General features: G+C 53.3%; 19 protein-coding genes. 6 read left to right on the top strand and 13 right to left on the bottom strand.

All coding sequences use genetic code 11. The annotated features are described in order from the left end of the window. Positions 1 to 110: 110 nt before the first annotated feature. The 3 genes from HVE01_RS02745 to HVE01_RS02735 are packed head-to-tail and all read right to left on the bottom strand — an operon-like array spanning position 111 to position 2,578. On the bottom strand, positions 111 to 1,268 hold the full coding sequence (locus HVE01_RS02745; RefSeq protein ID WP_146942252.1) for a M20 aminoacylase family protein: 1,158 nt from the start codon (positions 1,266 to 1,268) through the stop codon (positions 111 to 113). A gap of 10 nt (positions 1,269 to 1,278) precedes the next feature. Then, positions 1,279 to 1,773, bottom strand: a complete 495-nt coding sequence (locus HVE01_RS02740; protein WP_089040199.1) for a hypothetical protein — start codon at positions 1,771 to 1,773, stop codon at positions 1,279 to 1,281. Next, a complete protein-coding gene (locus tag HVE01_RS02735) occupies positions 1,760 to 2,578 on the bottom strand; it encodes a DUF3100 domain-containing protein (protein WP_125753160.1) in 819 nt (272 codons plus the stop codon). Before HVE01_RS02735 ends, HVE01_RS02740 begins: the two co-directional genes overlap by 14 nt. A gap of 231 nt (positions 2,579 to 2,809) precedes the next feature. Here HVE01_RS02735 and yccS point away from each other — a divergent pair, with 231 nt between their 5' ends. Further along, positions 2,810 to 5,041, top strand: coding sequence for a YccS family putative transporter (yccS, locus tag HVE01_RS02730; RefSeq protein WP_146942250.1), 2,232 nt, complete (start codon positions 2,810 to 2,812; stop codon positions 5,039 to 5,041). Positions 5,042 to 5,056: 15 nt separating this feature from the next. Here the strand turns inward: yccS and recG are convergent, their stop codons facing one another. Both recG and HVE01_RS02720 read right to left on the bottom strand, forming a co-directional pair. Continuing rightward, positions 5,057 to 7,135 carry an ATP-dependent DNA helicase RecG gene (recG, locus tag HVE01_RS02725; protein WP_146942248.1) on the bottom strand — a complete coding sequence of 693 codons (2,079 nt, stop codon included), beginning with the start codon at positions 7,133 to 7,135 and terminating at the stop codon, positions 5,057 to 5,059. Then, the gene (locus HVE01_RS02720) at positions 7,132 to 8,061 is read right to left on the bottom strand and encodes a hydrogen peroxide-inducible genes activator (RefSeq protein WP_146942246.1); all 930 of its coding nucleotides are present in this window, start codon (positions 8,059 to 8,061) and stop codon (positions 7,132 to 7,134) included. Before HVE01_RS02720 ends, recG begins: the two co-directional genes overlap by 4 nt. Before the next feature lie 148 nt (positions 8,062 to 8,209). Between HVE01_RS02720 and HVE01_RS02715 the strand changes: the two genes are divergently transcribed. After that, complete coding sequence (locus HVE01_RS02715; protein ID WP_125753182.1) at positions 8,210 to 9,091, top strand: SDR family oxidoreductase; 882 nt, start codon at positions 8,210 to 8,212, stop codon at positions 9,089 to 9,091. Between the two features lie 134 nt (positions 9,092 to 9,225). Here HVE01_RS02715 and HVE01_RS02710 read toward each other — a convergent pair whose 3' ends face one another. From HVE01_RS02710 to gmk, 4 genes are all read right to left on the bottom strand, one after another. After that, on the bottom strand, positions 9,226 to 9,615 hold the full coding sequence (locus HVE01_RS02710) for a RidA family protein (protein WP_125753185.1): 390 nt from the start codon (positions 9,613 to 9,615) through the stop codon (positions 9,226 to 9,228). 137 nt (positions 9,616 to 9,752) lie between these two features. Continuing rightward, entirely contained in the window at positions 9,753 to 11,885 is a 2,133-nt protein-coding gene (locus tag HVE01_RS02705; RefSeq protein ID WP_125753188.1) for a RelA/SpoT family protein, read from the bottom strand. Between the two features lie 44 nt (positions 11,886 to 11,929). Beyond that, entirely contained in the window at positions 11,930 to 12,190 is a 261-nt protein-coding gene (gene rpoZ / locus HVE01_RS02700; RefSeq protein WP_125753191.1) for a DNA-directed RNA polymerase subunit omega, read from the bottom strand. An 89-nt stretch (positions 12,191 to 12,279) separates the two neighbouring features. Next, complete coding sequence (gmk, locus tag HVE01_RS02695; protein WP_125753194.1) at positions 12,280 to 12,912, bottom strand: guanylate kinase; 633 nt, start codon at positions 12,910 to 12,912, stop codon at positions 12,280 to 12,282. A 216-nt stretch (positions 12,913 to 13,128) separates the two neighbouring features. On the opposite strand from gmk, the gene HVE01_RS02690 reads away from it, so the two are divergent. Then, entirely contained in the window at positions 13,129 to 13,824 is a 696-nt protein-coding gene (locus HVE01_RS02690) for an extensin-like domain-containing protein (protein WP_146942244.1), read from the top strand. Positions 13,825 to 13,831: 7 nt separating this feature from the next. On the opposite strand, the gene HVE01_RS02685 is transcribed toward HVE01_RS02690, so the two are convergent. Further along, complete coding sequence (locus HVE01_RS02685) at positions 13,832 to 15,031, bottom strand: MFS transporter (RefSeq protein WP_125753200.1); 1,200 nt, start codon at positions 15,029 to 15,031, stop codon at positions 13,832 to 13,834. Positions 15,032 to 15,231: 200 nt separating this feature from the next. Between HVE01_RS02685 and HVE01_RS02680 the strand changes: the two genes are divergently transcribed. Further along, complete coding sequence (locus HVE01_RS02680; RefSeq protein ID WP_146942242.1) at positions 15,232 to 15,843, top strand: DNA-3-methyladenine glycosylase family protein; 612 nt, start codon at positions 15,232 to 15,234, stop codon at positions 15,841 to 15,843. Here HVE01_RS02680 and aqpZ read toward each other — a convergent pair. Further along, positions 15,840 to 16,589, bottom strand: coding sequence for an aquaporin Z (gene aqpZ / locus HVE01_RS02675; protein ID WP_146942240.1), 750 nt, complete (start codon positions 16,587 to 16,589; stop codon positions 15,840 to 15,842). The genes HVE01_RS02680 and aqpZ overlap by 4 nt on opposite strands. A 738-nt stretch (positions 16,590 to 17,327) precedes the next feature. Next, a complete protein-coding gene (locus tag HVE01_RS02670) occupies positions 17,328 to 18,368 on the bottom strand; it encodes a zinc-dependent alcohol dehydrogenase family protein (RefSeq protein WP_146942238.1) in 1,041 nt (346 codons plus the stop codon). 147 nt (positions 18,369 to 18,515) lie between these two features. Here HVE01_RS02670 and HVE01_RS02665 point away from each other — a divergent pair, with 147 nt between their 5' ends. Together HVE01_RS02665 and HVE01_RS19790 are read left to right on the top strand one after the other, a co-directional pair. Beyond that, complete coding sequence (locus HVE01_RS02665; protein ID WP_146942236.1) at positions 18,516 to 18,995, top strand: Lrp/AsnC family transcriptional regulator; 480 nt, start codon at positions 18,516 to 18,518, stop codon at positions 18,993 to 18,995. 89 nt (positions 18,996 to 19,084) lie between these two features. After that, positions 19,085 to 19,252, top strand: coding sequence for a hypothetical protein (locus HVE01_RS19790; protein WP_164517049.1), 168 nt, complete (start codon positions 19,085 to 19,087; stop codon positions 19,250 to 19,252). Positions 19,253 to 19,493: 241 nt separating this feature from the next. Here the strand turns inward: HVE01_RS19790 and HVE01_RS02660 are convergent, their stop codons facing one another. After that, positions 19,494 to 20,372, bottom strand: a complete 879-nt coding sequence (locus HVE01_RS02660; RefSeq protein ID WP_125753214.1) for a YicC/YloC family endoribonuclease — start codon at positions 20,370 to 20,372, stop codon at positions 19,494 to 19,496. Between the last annotated feature and the right edge of the window lie 75 nt (positions 20,373 to 20,447).

Here is a 20,447-nt window from a genome sequence, read left to right as displayed (position 1 = left end):
CAAAACGCTTTTTAGATAACAAGACGCTATGTTCGGTGGTGATATTTGGGGTAGACGCTCCCCTACCCAGTGGGCATCAGAGAGCGAATAACGTGTATTAAGTCAGGAATTTAGACGAGTAACGCTCTTACCAGCTCCACCCAGTAGCGCGCCCCCAGCGGCAGCAATGCATCGTTGAAGTCATAGTGCGGGTTATGCAACGAAGCGGACTCCTCGCCATTGCCCATCCAGATATAGGCACCTGGGCGCTCGGCAAGCAGGAATGAGAAATCCTCAGACGCCATGCTGGGTGGCGGGTTGCGGATCACGTTGCCACTACCGAGTAAGTTTTCTAGCACCGAGGCGCAGTGCTGAGCATGTTCAGGGGTATTGATAGTGGCGGGATAGCAGCGCTGGTAGTCCAGTTCAACGGTTAAGCCATGAAACTCAGCTAAGTTGGTAATCGCTTGCTTAAAGCGCGCTTCCAAATGCTCTTTGTGTGCCATATCAAAACAACGCAGTGTGCCGCGCAGCGCCACCTGCTCGGGAATCACGTTGAAGGTATCACCGGCGTTAATACTGGTAATACTTAGCACGGCTGCTTTATCAGGCGGCGTTTCGCGACTCACCAACCCTTGCAGTTGGCTAATCAGTTGGCAGCTCGCCAACACCGTATCGGTACCTAAATGCGGCATCGCCGCGTGGCAGCCCTTGCCAGTCAGCGTCAGGCTAAAGATATCAAAGGCGGCCATAACGTCTGTATCGTGCACCGCGGCAACACCTACCGGCAACCCCGGCCAGTTATGCAGGCCGTACACGGCATCCATGGGAAAGCGCTCAAACAGCCCCTCTTCAACCATCACCCGCCCGCCACCTGCATTCTCTTCGGCGGGCTGAAAGATAAACACCACCCGGCCTTTGAAATCAGGCTGCTGCTTTAACGCCCAGGCAGCGCCCAACAGCATCGTGGTATGCCCATCGTGGCCGCAGGCATGCATCTTGCCGGGTGTTTGCGAGGCGTAGGCAAGCGCCGTCTCTTCGCTAATATCCAGGGCGTCGATATCGGCCCGCAGGCCGATGGTTTTGCCTTCCCCTTGTTGACCATCCAGAGTGGCTACAACACCTGTTCCGGCAATCCCGGTGGTTACTTCAAAGCCCCACTCAGTTAGCAGCTCGGCAATACGCGCACTGGTGCGATGCTCCTCAAACGCGGTTTCCGGGTGTTGATGGAAATCATGGCGCCACGCTTTTAGTTCTGCGCTATCCGGTAAGTCTACTGAAGCAGTCATCGTCTTATCCTTAAAGCATCACATGAGCGACAACGGCAGAGCCAATAAAGGTACCGGTAAATACTAACAGCGCTACCACTACCAGCTTCCAGCCAGTTTGCTTGAACATGGCGAACTCACGTCCGGTAAGTGCCAGTCCTGCGTAGGCCAATACCGGTGTGACCACTGCCAAGAAATCCACTTCAGCCAGCCGTGCGATGATCCAACCATTACCGGGGAAGAACGGCAGCGTCGCAATAATGCTAATCAGCGACACCCAGGCCACGCTGGGCAGGTAAAAAGGACAAAACCGTCCAACCACCAAGCCGATAATCACCATGACATAGAGAATCAACATGCCGGGCAGGGCGTCTAATAAAGGCGAACCGTTGACGATATTGCTAAACCACGCCGCCACGCACACCGCTGCCAGTACTAACGCGGTTTTACCCAGCTGATTTTCCGGGCGCAGCTCTTTTAACGCCTCAGCATCGAACTGATCGATTGGGCTCTCATGAGTTTTCATGGCTAACCTCCTGGCGCGAGCCATTTAAGCGCTTGTACATCCACTCGGTGACCGGTAGCGCGATAAATAGTGAGATATACAAACCGGTAGCGTAAGTAAGCAGGTTGCTTGCCCCAGCAAAGGCGAGTAGTTCGTCTTTAGATGCCGGTACTGCTTCGGCTAAAGCTGCCGAACACGCCGCCACCATACTGCCACTGCCCACCCCGCAGGCCATGGCCAAGGCACGAATATCAAGAATATCCAGCGACGCGATATAGCCCGCCATTAAGGCGAAGTAGAGCGTACCGAACATGGTGCCTACAACGTACACCCCCATAATCCCGATACCCTCGGGGCTTCTTAGCCCGTAGCGGTCTGAAATAATGGCAATATTGGGTTCACGGGCAATAGAGTAGGTAGCGCCAATCGCTTCGCGACCCATTTTGAGAACTAACACGGCAAAGGGCAGCGCTATCAGCATGGTGCCCAGATTCCCTAGCTCTTGGAGTATCAGTGCGGGACCAGCGGCAATAATTTGTTCGACCGCAGGGCCAATGGTGGAACCAAATTTGGCGATAAACGGCAGGATGGCAATAAGAATAATCGGGCCAGCCGCGTTGCTGACTGGTTTAGGAATCACCTTGCCCATTGCCGAGAAAAGATGAGGGTTAAATAGTACGCCGATCACAAAAGCGTAGAGCAGCGGTAGTAACAGTAGTGTTCCCGGCCCGAGAGGAATGCGCACGATGCCGACCCACTCGGCAAACATCGACGTCACTATCACCGTTAGGTGAAGGCGCCAATCCAGTAATAACTTGAGATCCATAGGAGTGTCCCTGTTTTTTTTAGAGTCGCTCCGAGTATCGAAAGGTTGCCGTTCCAATCATAGGACCTTAGTGCGCTATTTTTTAGAACACTCCAATAGGTTGGGCTAGAGGACAACAATAAATTAAAGCGACAATGGCCTAATGTTGAAGGGGCGAGAGAGGAATATGGCACCATACACCGATCAACCCTATGTTATACTAAAGTATAAAGCTAGTTCACCAGAGATTTTATGCCTATTTCATTGCCTTTGCGGCGTCTATGGACCCTAGATAAGTTTGCCTACAGCCTGCGTGTGTTTATCGCGTTTAGCGGGGCGCTGCTGTTTAGCGGTTTTGCAGGTGACATCGCGCTGGTGATTCCGCTGTTTTTGGGCATTATTGCAAGCGCGCTTTCTGAAACCGATGACAGTTGGCAGGGGCGCTTGCAGGCGCTGGTGGTGACACTTGCTTGCTTTGCATCGGCCTCGTTTGTTGTTCAGTGGCTTTTCCCCTGGCCGTGGCTGTTTGCAGTTGGGCTGGCAGTTTCTACCTTCACGTTAATTATGCTGGGTGCCATTGGTCAGCGGTACGCGACCATTGCGTCGGGCACGTTAATCCTGTCGATCTACTCAATGATCAACATTGAACAGCACGGTGGCGTAGATGAAGATGTGGCTTCCCGGCAGTTGCTGCTGCTTGCGGGAGCCGCGTGGTACGGGGTTATCTCAATCCTATGGTGCGCCCTTTTTTCGCGCCAGCCAGTTAAACAAAGCATGGCGCGGGTATATAAAGCGCTAGGTGAGTTTTTAATCTTGAAGTCTGCGCTGTTTGAGCCTGTCCGCGGTGTCGATCTAGAGGCGCGTCGCGTGGCGCTCGCCAGACAAAACGGCAAAGTCGTCGATGCCCTCAACCAGGCGAAAGAGATGATTTTTCGCCGCTTAGAGGGGCAGCGTGGCAGCCGCAAGCTAAACCGCTACTTACAGATTTACTTTATCGCCCAGGATATACACGAGCGGGCAAGCTCGACCCACTACCCCTATAGCGCACTCACCGAAGCATTTTTTCACCACGACGTGCTCTTTCGTTGTCAGCGTCTCTTAGACCAGCAAGGTCGCGCCTGCCGCCAACTAGCCAAATCGTTGTTGCTTAACCGCCCGTTTGGCCATGAGCAGAGTGAGCAGGCACTGGCCGATCTACGCGCTTCTATCGACAACCTTAGCGAGCACGGTAAGCCCGAATGGCGTCCGCTCATGCATCCGCTCAATGCACTTGCCGATAACCTGTCCATTCTGGAAGCTCAGATTGCCAGTGCTCACAACCCAGACACCGACGATGATCGTCGTGATAGCTCGCTTTACGACCGCTCGCCCTCTAGCGTGTTAGAAGCGTGGAAACGCGTCCAGCTAAATTTGACGCTGGGTTCTCCCACGTTTCGCCATGCGGTGCGCTTATCCACCGCACTGCTAGTGGGCTATGGGTTGCTTCAGTGGCTTGACCCTGAGCAGGGGTTTTGGATTTTACTCACCACGCTGTTCGTCTGTCGTCCTAACTTTGCCACCACGCGTCGTTTTCTGTCACAGCGCATCCTCGGCACGGTGCTTGGCCTCATTGCCGGTTGGGCATCCATTAGCTTGTTCCCTCAAGCCAGCATACAAAGCATGATTGCGGTGGCCGCGGGCGTTTGTTTTTTTGCTAACCGCGAGCGTCACTACGTTATCGCCACCGCCTCTATCACACTGCTAGTGCTGTGCAGTTTTAACCAAGTTGGCGACGGTTTTAATCTGATCTTACCTAGGTTATTGGATACCTTGGTGGGTTCGTTGATTGCCGGGCTAGCGGTATTTTTTATTCTGCCTGACTGGCAAGGGCGTCGGCTGTATCGGGAGGCCGCAAAAGTCCTCACCAGCCACCGCCGTTATTTAGATGAGATTGTTCACCAGTATGAAGAGGGCAAGCAGGACGATTTGGCTTACCGATTAGCCCGCCGCAATGCTCACAATGCCGATGCAGCGCTGTCAACGCTGCTCACCAATATACTCCACGAGCCGGGGCACTATCGCAAACAGGACGCCGACAGCGGCCTACGCTTTCTCGTGCTGTCTAACACCCTGCTAAGCCACTTATCGGCTCTTGGCGCTCACCGCCACCAGTTGGCTGAAGATGAGGACGACGCCGCGTTGGTGCCCCTTGCCAAGCGCATCAGCGAGCTGCTGGAACAACTGGCAGAACAGCTCAACAAGCGCCAACCCATCACGCCCTTAGCTGATCAAGTCAACGACCTACTTGCGCAGCTAGAGCAGACTACTTCCGACGCCTTCGATAAGCAGGATTCAGAGAGAGACGAACAAGCCATTGCTCTTTACCGCCCCATCCAAAGCCAACTACGCTTGATTGCCGCGCAGCTAGGGCCCCTTGGTGAAGCCGCCAATCGCTTAACAGAGACGCAGGGAGAAAGCCACCAAGCAGCGAGCAACGCTGCTTAAGCGCTGTATCACTCTCTACACCTGCCCGTAGCGTCCGGCGGCTTCACCTAGCCAACGCCGCACTAATACGGCGGTAACTTCGGCATTGCCTTGCAGCGCCTGAGCTAGGGCGGTGACGCGCTCTAGCTGGTCGGCATCACGCTCAAGATCAGCAATTTTCATTTGGGCAAGGCCGGTTTGGCGAGTGCCAAGCACTTCGCCGGGGCCACGAATTTCCAAGTCTTTTTCGGCAATACGGAAACCGTCTGTCGTTTCACGCATTACGCCCAGGCGCTCCCGAGAACTTTTCGAAAGCGGCGGGTGATAAAGCAACACACAGAAGCTTTCCGTGCTGCCACGCCCAACTCGGCCACGCAGTTGATGCAGCTGAGAAAGCCCCAGACGCTCCGGGTTTTCGATAATCATCAGGCTGGCATTGGGGACATCTACGCCCACTTCAATAACAGTGGTGGCCACCAGCAAGTCGAGTTCGCCCGTTTTGAAGGCCTCCATCACCGCGACTTTTTCGCTGGCCTTCATACGCCCGTGAATCAGACCAATAGCGAGCTCAGGCAGCGCCTGGGTTAGTTCATCGCGAGTGACTTCGGCGGCCTGACACTGCAGCACCTCAGACTCTTCAATCAGCGTGCACACCCAGTAGGCCTGGCGCCCATCACTGCAGGCGTTGCGAATGCGTTCGACCACTTCAGGCCGCCGCTCATCAGACACCACTACGGTTTTAACCGGCGTACGCCCTGGCGGCAACTCATCAATTACCGAGACATCCAAATCCGCGTAAGCACTCATGGCCAACGTGCGAGGAATTGGTGTCGCGGTCATGATCAGTTGGTGGGGTGTTAGCCCGCCTGCTTCGCCTTTCTCACGCAGCGCCAAACGTTGATGAACGCCAAAGCGGTGCTGCTCATCAATAATTGCCAACCCCAAACACTGAAAGTGTACGTCGCTCTGAAACAACGCATGGGTGCCCACCACCATACGGGCACGGCCATCGGCAATAGCGGCTTTAGCATCTAACCGCGCTTTACCTTTGAGCTTGCCTGCCAACCAAGCCACTTCGATGCCCAGCGGCTCAAACCAGGCTTTAAATGCCCGGTAGTGCTGTTCAGCAAGAATTTCCGTGGGAGCCATCATCGCTGCCTGGCAATTGCCCGCCAGCGCCGAGAGTGCCGCCATCGCCGCAACGACCGTCTTGCCTGAGCCGACGTCGCCCTGCACGAGCCGTAGCATCGGGGCGGGCCGCGCAAGGTCTAGGCTAATCTCTTCCAGTACACGGCGCTGCGCACCGGTAAGAGCAAACGGTAACTGGGCTAAAAAGCGGGTTTGCAGGCTGCGCCCCGAAGGCAGCGATGGCGCACCATCCGCTTGAATACGTAACCGTACTTCACGCAGGCTGAGTTGGTGGGCCAGTAGCTCTTCCAGCGCCAGTCTACGCGTGGCGGGGTGATGGCCGTGGGCAAGCTGCTCTAAGTCCACATCCGGCGGCGGTTGATGTAGCAGCTGCAAGCTTGCGTGCAATCCCGGCAGGCGGAAGCGCTGACGTAGGGCATCTGGAATGACGTCCGGCAACAACTCAGGAGAGCGCTGCAGTAGCGTAAGCGCTTGCTGGGTAAGTGCGCGCAAACGCGTTTGATGCAGCCCTTCAGTGGTCGGGTAAATCGGCGTGAAATACTCCTCAACTGGTGTATCGTTACCCCCGCTTAACCGATACTCAGGATGGTAAATTTCCAGCCCTGTTGCTCCCGCGCGCGCCTCCCCAAACGCACGCACCGTAACACCAGGGCGCATCTGTTGCTGCTGGGCAGGCGAAAAATGAAAAAAACGCAGGCTTAAAATACCGCTTTCATCACGCACCCGGACTAACAAACTACGCCGACGCCCCTTAACAACATCGCACGCGGTGACTTCGCCTTCTATCACCGCCTCACTCCCTGCACGCAGCAGGCCAATGGGCGTTAGCCGTGTACGGTCCTGGTAGCGCAACGGCAGGTGAAATAGCAGGTCGCTTACGCAGTCTATTCCCAATCGCGCCAACTTTAACGCGAGCGCCTCACCAACCCCTTTCAGCGACGAAACCGGTGCAGAAAGGTCACTCATGAGGACGGACTAGCAGTGTGTACAGGTTGCTGACATTGGCTAATCGCCTTGGCTAATGCATCAATTGCTTTTGGGCGAGGAAAGCTTGCCCGCCACGCAATGGCAACGGTGCGCGAAGGCGCAGGCTCAACGAATGGCCGGCTCACTAACATGGCATTTTCATACTGATCAGTGCCCAGCGCCGACTGTGGCAGTACCGTAATGCCTAATTTAGATGCCACCATATGGCGAATGGTTTCCAATGATCCCCCCTCTGCTATCAACGTATTATTTGGGCTGTTAAGCTTTTGGGTAATCGCCGGACAGGCTTCTAAAATTTGATCACGGAAGCAGTGCCCTTCCCCCAGCAACAACAAGCGCTCTTCTAACAAATCTTCTTTGTGAATCGCGTTACGACTTACCCAGCGATGGCTGGCTGGCATCAATACCTCAAAATGCTCATCGTAAATCGGCTTGGTAACCACGTCGGTCTCTGTGAAAGGCAGCGCCACAATAATCACATCCAGCTCGCCACTGCGTAACTTTGTCCGCAGAGAACCGGTCATACCTTCTTCGATATACAACGGCATTTGCGGCGCAGCGCTAGCCAGTGCTGGCACTAGGTGGGGAAATAAGTAGGGGCCTATCGTATAAATAGCACCAATGCGCAGCGGGTTAGCCAACTGGTCTTTTCCAGCATTCGCCATTTCGTAGATAAGTCGGCTCTGTTCCAGCACGCGCTGGGCTTGAGCAACGATTTTGTCTCCCAGCGGGGTGACCTGCACCGTTGATTTGGAACGTTCAAACAGCGGTGTACCAAGCTCGTCCTCAAGCTTTTTTACCGCCACCGAGAGCGTTGGCTGTGAAACATGACAGCGTTCGGCGGCGCGACCAAAGTGACGTTCTTGGGCAAGGGTTACGATGTAGCGTAGTTCTGTTAAAGTCATAGCGGTGCCAGTGGCATCCTCTCGTTGCAGCTCGTTACAGTCATCGTGATAGCGAGATGGAAAAGGACAAACAAACCCTATTGAAGATGGCACATCTCATAGGGACTTTGTATCTGATAGGGAATATTAATCAAGAGGAGTGACCAAGGTGAAGCAAACGGTACTGATTATTGGCTGCGGAGATATCGGCATAACGCTCGGACGCGAGCTACTCAGTGAGGGTCATCATGTTATCGGCGTACGCCGTCACACCGAGGCATTAAAAGACACCGGCATTGAGCCGTTGGCGCTTGATCTTAACGACCTTGAAGGCGCTGGTGCTGACGCTCTGCCTCACGCTGACTACGTTATTTATACGGTCAGCGCTGACCGTTTTGAGGAGAGTGCCTACCAAAGCGCCTATCCGGATGGCCTCAATCGTGTGCTTGGCGTGCTGGAGCAACATAAAACGCCGCCAAAACGTATCTTTTTTGTGTCGTCGACCAGTGTCTATGGCCAGCAGGAAGGCGAAGTCGTAAATGAAGACAGCCCAACCGGTTCGACCAGTTTTTCTGGCAAGCTGATGTGCAATGCTGAACAAGCGCTGATTAATCATCCGATTCCCGGCACAGTTGTGCGCTTTTCGGGTATTTACGGCCCTGGCCGTGATCGTTTGATTCACCAGGTCGCGGAAGGCCGTATTGCCGCGGTGACCCCCGTCAGCTACTCCAACCGTATTCACCGTGATGACTGCACCGGTATTTTGGCGCACTTAATTCGTTGTCAGGAAAAAGGCGCGCCACTCGCCGACCTTTACCTAGCTAGCGACTGCGAGCCTGTCACCCTACATAACGTGATGGCGTGGTTAGCCAAACAGCTCAAGGTTGAATCTACCGAGACCATGCAGTCACCCCTACGCCGTCGCACCAGTAAACGCTGCGATAATAGCCGCATCCGTGAAACAGGTTATGAATTTCGCTATCCGACCTACAAAGAAGGCTACGCACAGGTGCTAAAAGAGGGCGGTTTCTTAACGCCACAAAAAGCCTAACCGTCGCGCTATTCCTCTGCACGATCCTCAAAAAAAGCGAGCACTTGATGATAGAGTGCTCGCCCGTTATTACTGGAGACTGTTACTGAAAATAGTTACTGGAAACAGTTACTAAAGACAGTCGGCTCAGTGGCTTAGTCGCCAATGACCATCACAGCTTCTGCTTCCACTTGACTACCTTTGGGTAACGCTTTGACGCCGACCGCTGCACGAGCAGGGAAAGGCGACGAGAAGAACTCTTCCATCACCTTGTTCACGATCGCAAAGTTATCCAAATCAACTAGGTATAAGTTGAGTTTGACGATATCGCCCAGCGTACCGGCAGCCTCTTCACACACCGCCTGAAGATTGGTAAATACTTGACGCGCTTGTGCTTCAAAGTCGTCAGAGACAATTTCCATTGTCTCGGGATTCAGCGGGATCTGACCCGACAGATACACTGTGTTGCCAGCCTTAATCGCTTGAGAGTAAGGGCCGATGGCAGCGGGGGCTTTTTCAGTATTAATAACTGCTTTGTTGCTCATGAGATAGCACTCTCCTGTCGTGTTTAATATATTTTTAGAGGTAAGTGATAAATAAGGTGATAGCGTTAACCATTAATTGTAATGGCCCGCCATAGCCGTTGCCGCCAGCCCATTGCCAGCAGCCTACTAACGGGCGATTAATTGGTCATTCTAGTTATTTTGCCGACATTAGGCAGATTGCGAATACGCTTAATAATACGCGCAAGATGCACCCGGCCTTTCACCGATAAGGTTAAATTAACAATTGAAAGCCGCGCATCACGCTCTTCAATGCCGATACGCTCGATATTGGCATCGGCATCGGTCACCACGCCCGCCAGCTCGGCTACCAGCCCACGACGGCTCTCAATTTCGATGCGCAGCGCGACCGGGAAGTCTTCATCTATACTGTCTGACCACTCAAGAGCAAACAGCTTCTCTGGATCGTTTTTACGATCACCTAGGTTTTTGCACTCACTGCGATGCACCACCAGTCCCTTGCCAACCGATAAGTGGCCGACAACAGGGTCGCCCGGCAACGGATGACAGCAGCGGGCAAAATTAATCACCATGCCTTCGCTACCGCTAATCACGACGGCTTTTTCGCTATCCCCACTGAGAACGTAGTCAGCATTGCCGCCATTGGAAACATCAACCAAGCGCCGCGCCACCACATGGGCCATGCGATTGCCTAAGCCCAGAGACTCTAACAAAGCATCTAGCGAAGCGACATCCAGCTCTTTAAATGCTTTAGCAAAAACACTTTCATCCAGTTCTTCCAAGCTGGTTTCAAACGGCGCCAGCGCCTTATTCAACAGCCGCCGCCCTAAGATAACCGCTTCTGCCTGCTGCTGGTGCTTCAATGCATGCCGTATTGCAGAACGCGCTTTTGCTGTCGTGACGAAGTTGAGCCATGCCAAGTTAGGCCGTGCCCCAGGAGCAGTAATAATTTCCAGGGTTTGACCACTTTCAAGACGCGTTGAGAGCGGGGCTAAATGGCGATCAATACGACAAGCAATGCAGTTATTGCCAATATCGGTGTGTACGCTGTAAGCAAAGTCGATCACCGTTGCGCCCTGAGGCAACTCCATGATGTCGCCTTTGGGGGTAAATACGTAGATATCGTCTGGGAAAAGGTCGTTCTTGACGTGCTCAATAAACTCTAGCGAGTCACCCGCATGGCGCTGCATTTCGAGCAGCCCTTTTACCCAAGCGCGGGCACGGGCATGGCTACCTTCGGCAATGGGGTGGGTTGTTTGCCCTGCTTTATAGAGCCAGTGGGCAGCGATGCCATTATTAGCCATCGCTTCCATTTCACGGGTGCGGATCTGCACTTCAATGGGCATCCCACCCTGACCAAACAGCGTAGTATGAAGGCTTTGATAGCCGTTGGCTTTCGGGATGGCGATATAATCTTTAAATCGCCCTGGCACGGGCTTATAGAGATTATGCACCACACCTAAAATGCGATAGCAGCTAGCAACATCTTCGGTAATGATGCGGAAGCCGAAGACATCCATAATTTCCGCGAACGGCTTACGCTGGTCGCGCATCTTTTTATAAATCGACAGCAGATGCTTCTGTCTACCGATCACGGTGCCTTTAAGCCCTTCATCGTCCAGGCTCTGCTGTAGCGATGACTGAATTTCTCGCATCGCGCTACGGCGGTTCCCCCGCGCGCTAGCTACCGCGCGCTTGATGCGCTCTGAACGCATTGGGTGAATAGCCTGGAAAGAGAGGTCTTCAAGTTCAACACGAATCGTATTGATACCTAAGCGTCCCGCAATACGGGCATAAATTTCCAGCGTTTCTCGGGCAATACGACGCTTTTTATCTGGGCGCAATGCTCCCAGCGTGCGCATGTTATGCAGACGGTCAGCTAATTTGACGATGATGACGCGGATATCTCGCGACATCGCTAACACCATCTTCTGGAAATTTTCCGCCTGGGCGACGGCTTTGTCTTCAAAGGTGATCTGAGTCAGCTTGGAAACACCATCCACCAGTTCGGCGACCGGTTTGCCAAACTGCGCAGACAGCGCCTTTTTCGAGACACCCGTATCTTCAATGACATCGTGCAGCATGGCCGCCATCAAACTTTGATGGTCCATGTGCATATTAGCCAATATGTTAGCGACCGCTAATGGGTGGGTCACATAAGGCTCACCAGAGCGACGGCGCTGGCCATCGTGAGCCTGCTCAGCATAATAGAAAGCGCGCTTGACCTGCTGTATTTCGTCTGGAGGTAAATAGCCGCCAAGTCGATCGGCCAGGTCATCAATGGTGAACATTTACCGCGCCCCTAGTCGCTTCTAAGTCCAGTCTTTAGTAAACCTTAGTCGTCGATATGTGTCGTAGGCGTCATTGCTGGGCGCGTACGAACCGGGGCTTCAACCGGCTCATCTAGCACGCTGTGATCGACCAGGCCGGCGGCTATTTCACGCAGAGCCATAACGGTAGGTTTATCGTTCTCCCAGGGCAGCTGCGCTTCACGGGAGCCACGGGCAAGCTGGCGCGCGCGCTGGGTAGAAATCATCACCAGCTTGAAGCGGTTCTCAACATTTTCTAGACAATCTTCAACGGTTACGCGAGCCATGGGGGCCTTCCTGTAATGACAACGCTGGGCCAGCGTTGTGGTGAAACGCCGCTGGCCCAGCAAAAAAAGTGGTAATGGAATCTGCTAGATTACTCGACGCTAGGCGCTTGTGACAAGAGCGCATCGAGTAGTGGCGCATGACGCACCTGCATCGCCTCACGTGTTAGGCGGCGACTGATCACCAGCGACTGCAACTCTTGTAGTGCTGTGGTGAAATCATCGTTGATGACTAAGTAGTCATATTCATCAAAATGGGACATTTCGCTAACGGCATCACGCATACGCCGAGCAATCACTGCGTGCTCATCGGTTCCGCGGCTAGAAAGGCGCCGTTCTAGTTCGCTACGCGAGGGTGGCAAGATAAAAATCGACACTGCCGAGGGCATTTGCGCGCGTACCTGCTGAGCGCCCTGCCAGTCGATCTCTAAAATAACGTCTTGCCCCGCATCCAGAACAGCTTGCGCCGCACAGCGAGACGTACCGTAGTAATTATCAAAGACTTTGGCATACTCAAAGAACTCACCGCGCTCAATCATCGCTTCAAAGTCGGCTACGTGAGTAAAGTGATAGTTCACACCATCCACTTCCCCCTCGCGTTTAGCTCGCGTGGTATGTGATACCGAGACCTGAATGCCATCCAGGCTCTCGATCAGCTCGCGAACCAAGCTGGTTTTACCAGCACCCGACGGGGCAGAAATAATAAAAAGCGTACCCTGGGACATGAAGCGCTTCCCTAATTAGCGAAAGATAGTTAGCAAAAGATAGATAGCGAAATGATAGTCAGCGAAAGATCGTTGATGAAGATAAACAGCATAACGACAATACGTTGTACTGTTTATCAAGCACTGCGAATAAGGTTCTGCAAATAAAGTAGCGCGCAGTATCGCACACCTATGCTATGGACTGTAGCGTTTCGGCGCAGTCCCAAGGAGGTCGTTATGCGCAGCACGATCATTATTTTATGCTTAATTGCCCTGGGCGTAGCCTTGCAAAAAGGCTTGATTGAGATTCCCCGCCATTGGGCCCCCTGGGCGCCACTCTCTATCGATGATCCAATAACGCCCATCACCCAGCTAAAGCTCAAACGTCTAAACGATGACCGGGAGGCCTGTTTAGTCGCACTGGACACCGTGCCAAAAAGCGAACTTAGCTACACACCTTTAGCCGATTATTCCCCAACCGCTAGTTGCCCACTGACGAATATCGTGCGTATGCAATCTACCAGCGTTCGTTTTAGCCAAAGCTTTGTCGCTAGCTGCCCAATGGCGCTTGCCTGGGTAATGTACGAACGCCATGCCCTTCAACCTGCTGCCCTGGAAATCATGGGTAGCCGTGTGGCCCAAGTCGATCACGTAGGCAGCTTTGCCTGCCGTAATATTTATGGCCGCGAAACGGGTAGGCGCAGTGAACATGCCACCGCTGAGGCCCTCGATGTGGTGGGGTTTCAGTTTGAAAATGGCCAACGCGCTACGCTGAGCAACCACTGGGATAACGGAGGCAAAACCGGAGCGTTTTTAACAGCAGCGAGAGATGGCGCCTGCGACACCTTTGGCAACGTATTGGGGCCAGACTACAACGCCGCACATGCTGATCATTTTCACCTAGGCATGCGCGGCTTTCGGATATGTCGTTAGTAAACACTCACTGATAACGTTCAGCCGTAGCGAAAGTACGCTTCTCAAGCCAGCGTCCCCAAGCAAAAATCACTAGCCCACAAAGCGCTAAACCGGTACCGACTAACCCCGTGCTCGACCAACTAAAACCTGCGCTAATCACCAACCCCGCTAACCACGCCCCTAACGCATTGGCTCCATTAAAAGCGGCATGGTTTAGCGAAGCCGCCATCGTTTGGGCATCTTCTGCCACATCCATTAAACGAGTCTGCAGCGCTGGCGCTAGCGCCATGCTGGAACCGACTAATCCTACAAATAACAGCCCCGTCCAAACATTATTGGCAGCAAAATAGAACAATCCTTGAATTACAGCGCACCACACCAGGGTAGCGGGAATCGCGCGCATCAGGTTCTTGTCCGCTGCACGACCACCGATCAAATTCCCAGCGATAGAGCCAAGACCAAAGATGACCAGCACTAGCGGCCCCAGCGCTTCACTCATACCCGCTTGCTGCGTAAGCGTAGGCATCACATAACTAAAAATAGCGAACATACCGCCACAACCAATACAGGCAATAGCCACCGTCACCAGCACACGCTGCTTTATCAATGCCGACAGTTCACGTAGCGGGCTTGCCAAAGCATCGAACGGCTGTACAGGTACCCACAGACGAATCAATAGCGCGGTCAACAGGGCAATAATGCCTACGGCTGCAAAGGCAATTTGCCAGCCAAATAAATTGCCTGTCCACGTGCCTAACGGCGCGCCAATCAGAATCGCCAACGTCAAGCCCATCATTACCCGAGAAATAGCCCGTGCCCGCTGATCAACCGGCACTGCGCCAGCCGCTACCAAAGCGGCTACGCCAAAGTAAGCACCGTGGGGTAACCCGGCAATAAAGCGCAGTCCAACGAATGACCAAAACCCCGGCGCCATGGCACTGGCGATATTACCGATAGCAAATACCAGCATCAGCACAATCAGCAACGCACGCTTTGGTACCCGCGCTGCAAAGGCAGATATCAGCGGCGCGCCCACAACTACGCCCAGGGCATAACTACTGATGGCATAGCCCACCTGCGGCACCGTAACGGCGAGATCTTCCGCGACACGGTTCATTAACCCCATAATGACGAATTCGCTGGTGCCAATACCAAACCCGCCTAACGCCAACACGACTTCTGCCAGCCGCGGGTTACGTGCCAATCCCGATGACGACGCCTGCATACTTTTCTCCCCCAGGCGCATTCAACACCTGCTTAACAAAACGGTCTTGTATAGCTGCAAATGATCGCAGGATTAGACAAAAGTAGAAATACGCAACACCAAAAAAGTTAGCCAGCGAACGAGACAATTCCGACGGATTACAACGCTAATATCCTAATTTTGTTAGTGTGTTTTTAAACTTATAAGCAGGTGAAATGGTCATGACACTAGAGACTATCGAGTACGCCATGGAGGCACTGGCTAAAGCAGACTCCGATATTGCCCGTGCTTATCCACTGGTGGGAGCACCCGCGCCGCGCCAACGCGATCAAGGCTTCGCAACGTTTTTTAATACGATTGTTAGCCAGCAGATTTCGACGGAAGCAGCGCGCGCAATTATGGGCCGTGTCACTTCATTGCTACCGGAATTGCACGCGCAAGCAGTGATGGACGTTGAAGACCAAGCGCTGCGTGATGCAGGGCTTTCCTGGCGCAAAGTAGCCTATGCCAAAGGGCTAGCGGAGGCAGAGCTTGCCGGCACATTCAGCGCCGATGGGCTAGCCACGCTGAGCGATGACGAGGCGATTGCCGCTATTACTCAACTGCGTGGTTTTGGACGTTGGAGCGCCGAAATTTACTTGATGTTTTCGCTCCAACGCGCGGATATATTTCCCGCCGACGATCTTGCCTTACGTGTAGCGCTTGGCCGTCTTAAAAAACTGGAAGACAAACCCACGCCTAAACAGGCTCGCCAGTTAGTCGAACACTGGGCCCCCTGGCGTAGCGTGGGTTCGCTATTTTTATGGCACTACTATCGTGGAGAACCGCTTTAGGGAACGATCTTACCCGTTAGATCATCGTCATGATCAGAAGGCGCTGGCGGCGCTATGAGTGCCTCAGGCTGAGCAATAAAGCGATACGCTAGTGCCCCTAACGCTGCGCCGATCATTGGTGCTATCCAGAACAGCCACAGCTGAGCCGTCGCCCAATCTCCTACATATAGAGCAACGCCCGTACTACGCGCTGGATTCACCGAAGTATTGGTCACCGGAATACTGATCAGGTGAATTAGCGTTAAGCCCAAGCCAATCGCCAACGGTGCAAATCCTGCAGGTGCGCGACCATCGGTTGCCCCCATAATGATGAAGATAAACATCATGGTCATTACGACTTCCGTTAGTAACGCCGCCGTCATGCTATAACCGCCGGGTGAATGCTCTCCGTACCCATTCGATGCAAACCCAGCCGACACATCAAATCCTGCTTGGCCATTCGCAATCAGATACAGCACGCCACCAGCAACAACGGCACCCAGTACTTGCGCACCAATATAGTAAGGCAACTCTTTAGCAGGAAAGCGCCCACCCACCCAAAGCCCAATCGACACCGCAGGATTTAAATGGCACCCCGAAATATGCCCAATCGCATACGCCATCGTAACAACCGTTAAACCAAAGGCCAGCGACACCCCTAATAGGCCAATGCCGACTTCTGGAAAAGCCGCTGCTAACACCGCGCTGCCACAACCGCCCAATACTAGCCAGAACGTACCAATTAACTCCGCTACGTACTTTTTCATATCCCTACTCCTCTAATGACCAAGCATCATTGGGAATACTGCGCCAGCGAGTTAAGCACCCATAAAGACGCTTATTGATGTGTACGCAGTAATGCGTGCACTCAGTGCACGCCATTTTTTTAATTAACTTAAAGGGAGAAACTAGTTCTTAAACACTAGGTCTTAAAAACCAGGCCTTAAACACTAGGCGCATTGTTAATTTCTCTTACAGCAAATTAGCGTAAAAAATCATTCAAACAAGCACCTAAAGAAAAGACAGGCTTTTATATAACAGCCTCTAAAAATGGGCAATCAAATATAACCGCCGATATTAAAATAAACAATAAGAAACAATCATCACATCAGTCATTATGTGCTAAAAAATCATGAACCAATTAAATAGATAAAAAGTGTTTCTTTAATGCTTAACGTTTAACCGGACAGTATTCATCATTCACAGAGCGCCACGCGCGAGTGATTAGCAGAAGTAAGAATACAAAAAAGAGCGTTAAGGTTGCGCTGGAATTGATCCGTTTGGGTAAGCAGTGATAGGCAATATGCCGAGAATACCAGCGAGAGACGTGCAACTGAGAGTTCGCAAGATGCGCATGGGGGTGTCCAACCAAACTGGAAGCAATAGTGAACCTGTCGCCCACCCCACATCGTGAGTAGCGCAAATGCAACGCTTTCGATACTAGAAGCATCAGTGTTACCTAACCCTTCAATTTATAATCGGCAACAACGCTGCAGCCCGCTTTATCAAAATTCCGTCACCACCGTCACGCCTGCCCCTTCGAACTTATCCATGTTCATCAGCGCGCCAATCGATTGCTCAAGAGTAATACGCTTGCCGATCAGCCTTTCAGGCGCCAACTTTCCAGACTGGATCATCGCCAGCATGGCGTCATAACGGTGCGCCTGCATACCATGGCTGCCCAGTATTTCAAGCTCGTGGGCAATAACCTTACTCATGGGAATAGCAGGTGTGCTGTTCTCAGCCAACATCAACCCAACCTGAATATGCTTGCCGCGTTTGCGCAGATTGCTGATGGAGTTAAAACAGGTCGTCGGGTGGCCTAACGCATCCAAAGAGACATGGGCACCTCCCTGGGTTATTTCTGCCACTGCCTCAACCACATCGGCAACCTTGGCAGCATTGACAGTGGCAACGGCGCCCAATTGACGAGCTAGGTGAAGCGCCTCTTCCGAAATATCGATGGCCACCACATTGGCGCCAACGGCGTTGGCAATCATCACAGCGGATAGACCAACCCCACCGCAACCGTGGACGGCCACCCACTGCCCTGCGGAGGTTTGGCCCTGATCGACAACCGCCCGAAAAGAGGTAACGAACCGGCAACCCAAACTCGCCGCCGTTGCAAAATCCAATGTCTCTGGCAGCGCGACCAAATTGACGTCTGCATAGTGAATACTCACATACTCAGCAAAGGAGCCCCAGTGCGTGAAACCCGGTTGAAACTGGCTATCGCACACCTGGTGGTTGCCTGAGTGGCACTCAGGGCAAGTGCCGCATCCGCCAACGAAGGGAACCGTGACGCGGTCGCCAATGCGCCATTTTTTTACATCTTTACCAACGGCCTCGACAACACCGGAAAGCTCATGCCCCGGCACATGGGGAAGTTGAATATCAGTGTCATGTCCTACCCAGCCATGCCAGTCACTACGGCAAACGCCTGTCGCCATCACTTTCACCACAACCCCATGCGGCTCGGGGGTGGGATCAGGCAGTTGTAGGATCTGTGGTGGGGCGGAAAATTGCTCAAAAACAACGGCTTTCATGGGCCACTCCTGAACGTCTAGGTGGATGATTCGCTAAAGTGACTATAACGAGTCTGGCCAGAAATGAGCTTTCCATATCATGGACAACGCTGATCAATATGAAGCACTCTTTCTCTTTATAGTGATGATGAGAAAGAGACTTTCAGCATGAGCGCATTGGATAAAAAGGATGCCAAACTAGCAGAGTTACTCCAGTCCGACGGCAGAATGCCTAACGCGCGACTGGCCGAGCAGCTGCACCTGAGCGAAGCCACCTGCTGGCGACGCCACAAACGTCTGGAAGAACTAGGAGTGATCGAAGGCTACCAGGCCATCCTCAATCGCCGCAAAATCGGCGCCAGCGTGATGGCGTTCGTGCAGATCACCTGCACCCAGCACAGCGAAGCCGCGACGGCAGAGTTCGAGCGTATTATCCAGGCCAGCTCCCAGGTACTGAGCTGCCATAACACCACCGGCGAAGCCGATTTCTTACTGCAAGTGGTGGCCAAAGACCTGGACGACTACAGCCACTTCGTCGAAACGGTGCTGCGTAAACTGCCCGGCGTGTCGAGTATCCGCTCCAACCTCTCGCTGCGCGAAATGAAAGCGACCAGTCACTTGCCAGTTGGAGAATTGCTAGGCCTGTAAGCGAGCCAATGGAGAAGAGAGCTAGAGAAAGGCGTGCTCAGATAGCCATAAAACAGACACAGTAGTATCCACATTAGGGATATGAGCTCGTGCCCCGTTTTCAGTTGTTAGACGTTACCGATGCGCAACAAGCCTTTGCAGCCCACCTAAGCAGGCCACGCTCGCAGGTCATACAGCAGGCACGCCTTCCTCCGATGGCGGACAACGACGATAGCGTTATTGATGACCCACAGAAAGGTTTACTAGGAGATGATTAACCGTGTTAAGGAGCTAAATGGATCAATTGAGTATTCTGCAGCTCTCTTTGCATACCCTGGCGTTTAATCAAGCCCCACCTAGCTGGCACTCTTGATGAAGCCCAAACCCTTAGGCCTCAAGTGCTGACGGAATTACCAATGCATGAGCCTCATAAGCAGGCGTTTAGAGAACATTGGAAGCGCCTACATACTGATTTTCGCCTACCCGCCTATCAGCAGCGATGGTAAATAGCGTGTTCCATCACTCAATATTCTGAATCTGCTCCCGCATCTGCTCAATCAGCACCTTTAACTCCACCGCACAACGCGTCGTCTCAGCCACCACGGATTTTGACGACAGTGTATTGGCTTCGCGGTTAAGTTCCTGCATTAGAAAGTCTAACCGACGGCCTTTGGGGCCTTTTTGGGCGAGCTGGCGGCTGACTTCTTGCACATGCGCTGTTAGGCGGTCCAGTTCTTCATCCACGTCGGCTTTTTGTGCCACCAGTACTAGCTCGGCTTCCAGGCGTTGCGGGTCGAGTTCAGTTTTGGCGACTTCTAAGCGTTCCAATAGTTGGGCGCGCTGGCGCTCTAAAATTTGCGGCAGCAGGCTGCGCACGGTGGCCACTTGCTCGCTCACAGCCGTTAGGCGAGTGGTGATCATCTCAGCGAGTTTTTCGCCTTCCCGGGCGCGGGCGTCGATCAACTCGTTCAGTGCTTGATCAAATAGCGTTTTGGCGGCGGCTTTGATGGCGTCTTGGTCGAGGTGCTGGGTTTCCATAACGCCGGGTTGGTTAAGCAACGCCAGCGTGGTGGGCGGCACGGCACTGGGTACCTGTTGCTGAATAGCGGCCAGGGCATCGGCTATTTCTTTTAAGCGCTGGGCGTTAACCGCAGGGGCTTGGTTGGCTTCGGCGGCTTCAAAACGCAGGCTGCACTCTACCTTGCCCCGCGCTAGGCGCGTGCGTAAGGCATCGCGTAGCACTGGCTCCAGCTCGCGTAGAGCGTCGGGCAGGCGAAAGTGCGGTTCCAGGTAGCGCTGATTCACCGAGCGGATTTCTACCTGCAGAGTGCCAAACGGGGCGGCCTGCTCGGTGCGGGCAAAGGCGGTCATGCTGTGTACGTGGCTGGAAATGGCCATGTTTCATCCTGGTAGTGAATAATGGTGTATAAAGCTTCGCCCTAAATGGCTAGCCTATTCATTTGATTAAGTAAA

Origin of the sequence: Vreelandella venusta (assembly GCF_007989605.1) — a bacterium.
Lineage (GTDB): Bacteria > Pseudomonadota > Gammaproteobacteria > Pseudomonadales > Halomonadaceae > Vreelandella > Vreelandella venusta.
Note: the sequence above shows the minus strand (reverse complement) of the source record. Positions and strands in the feature narration are given on the sequence as shown.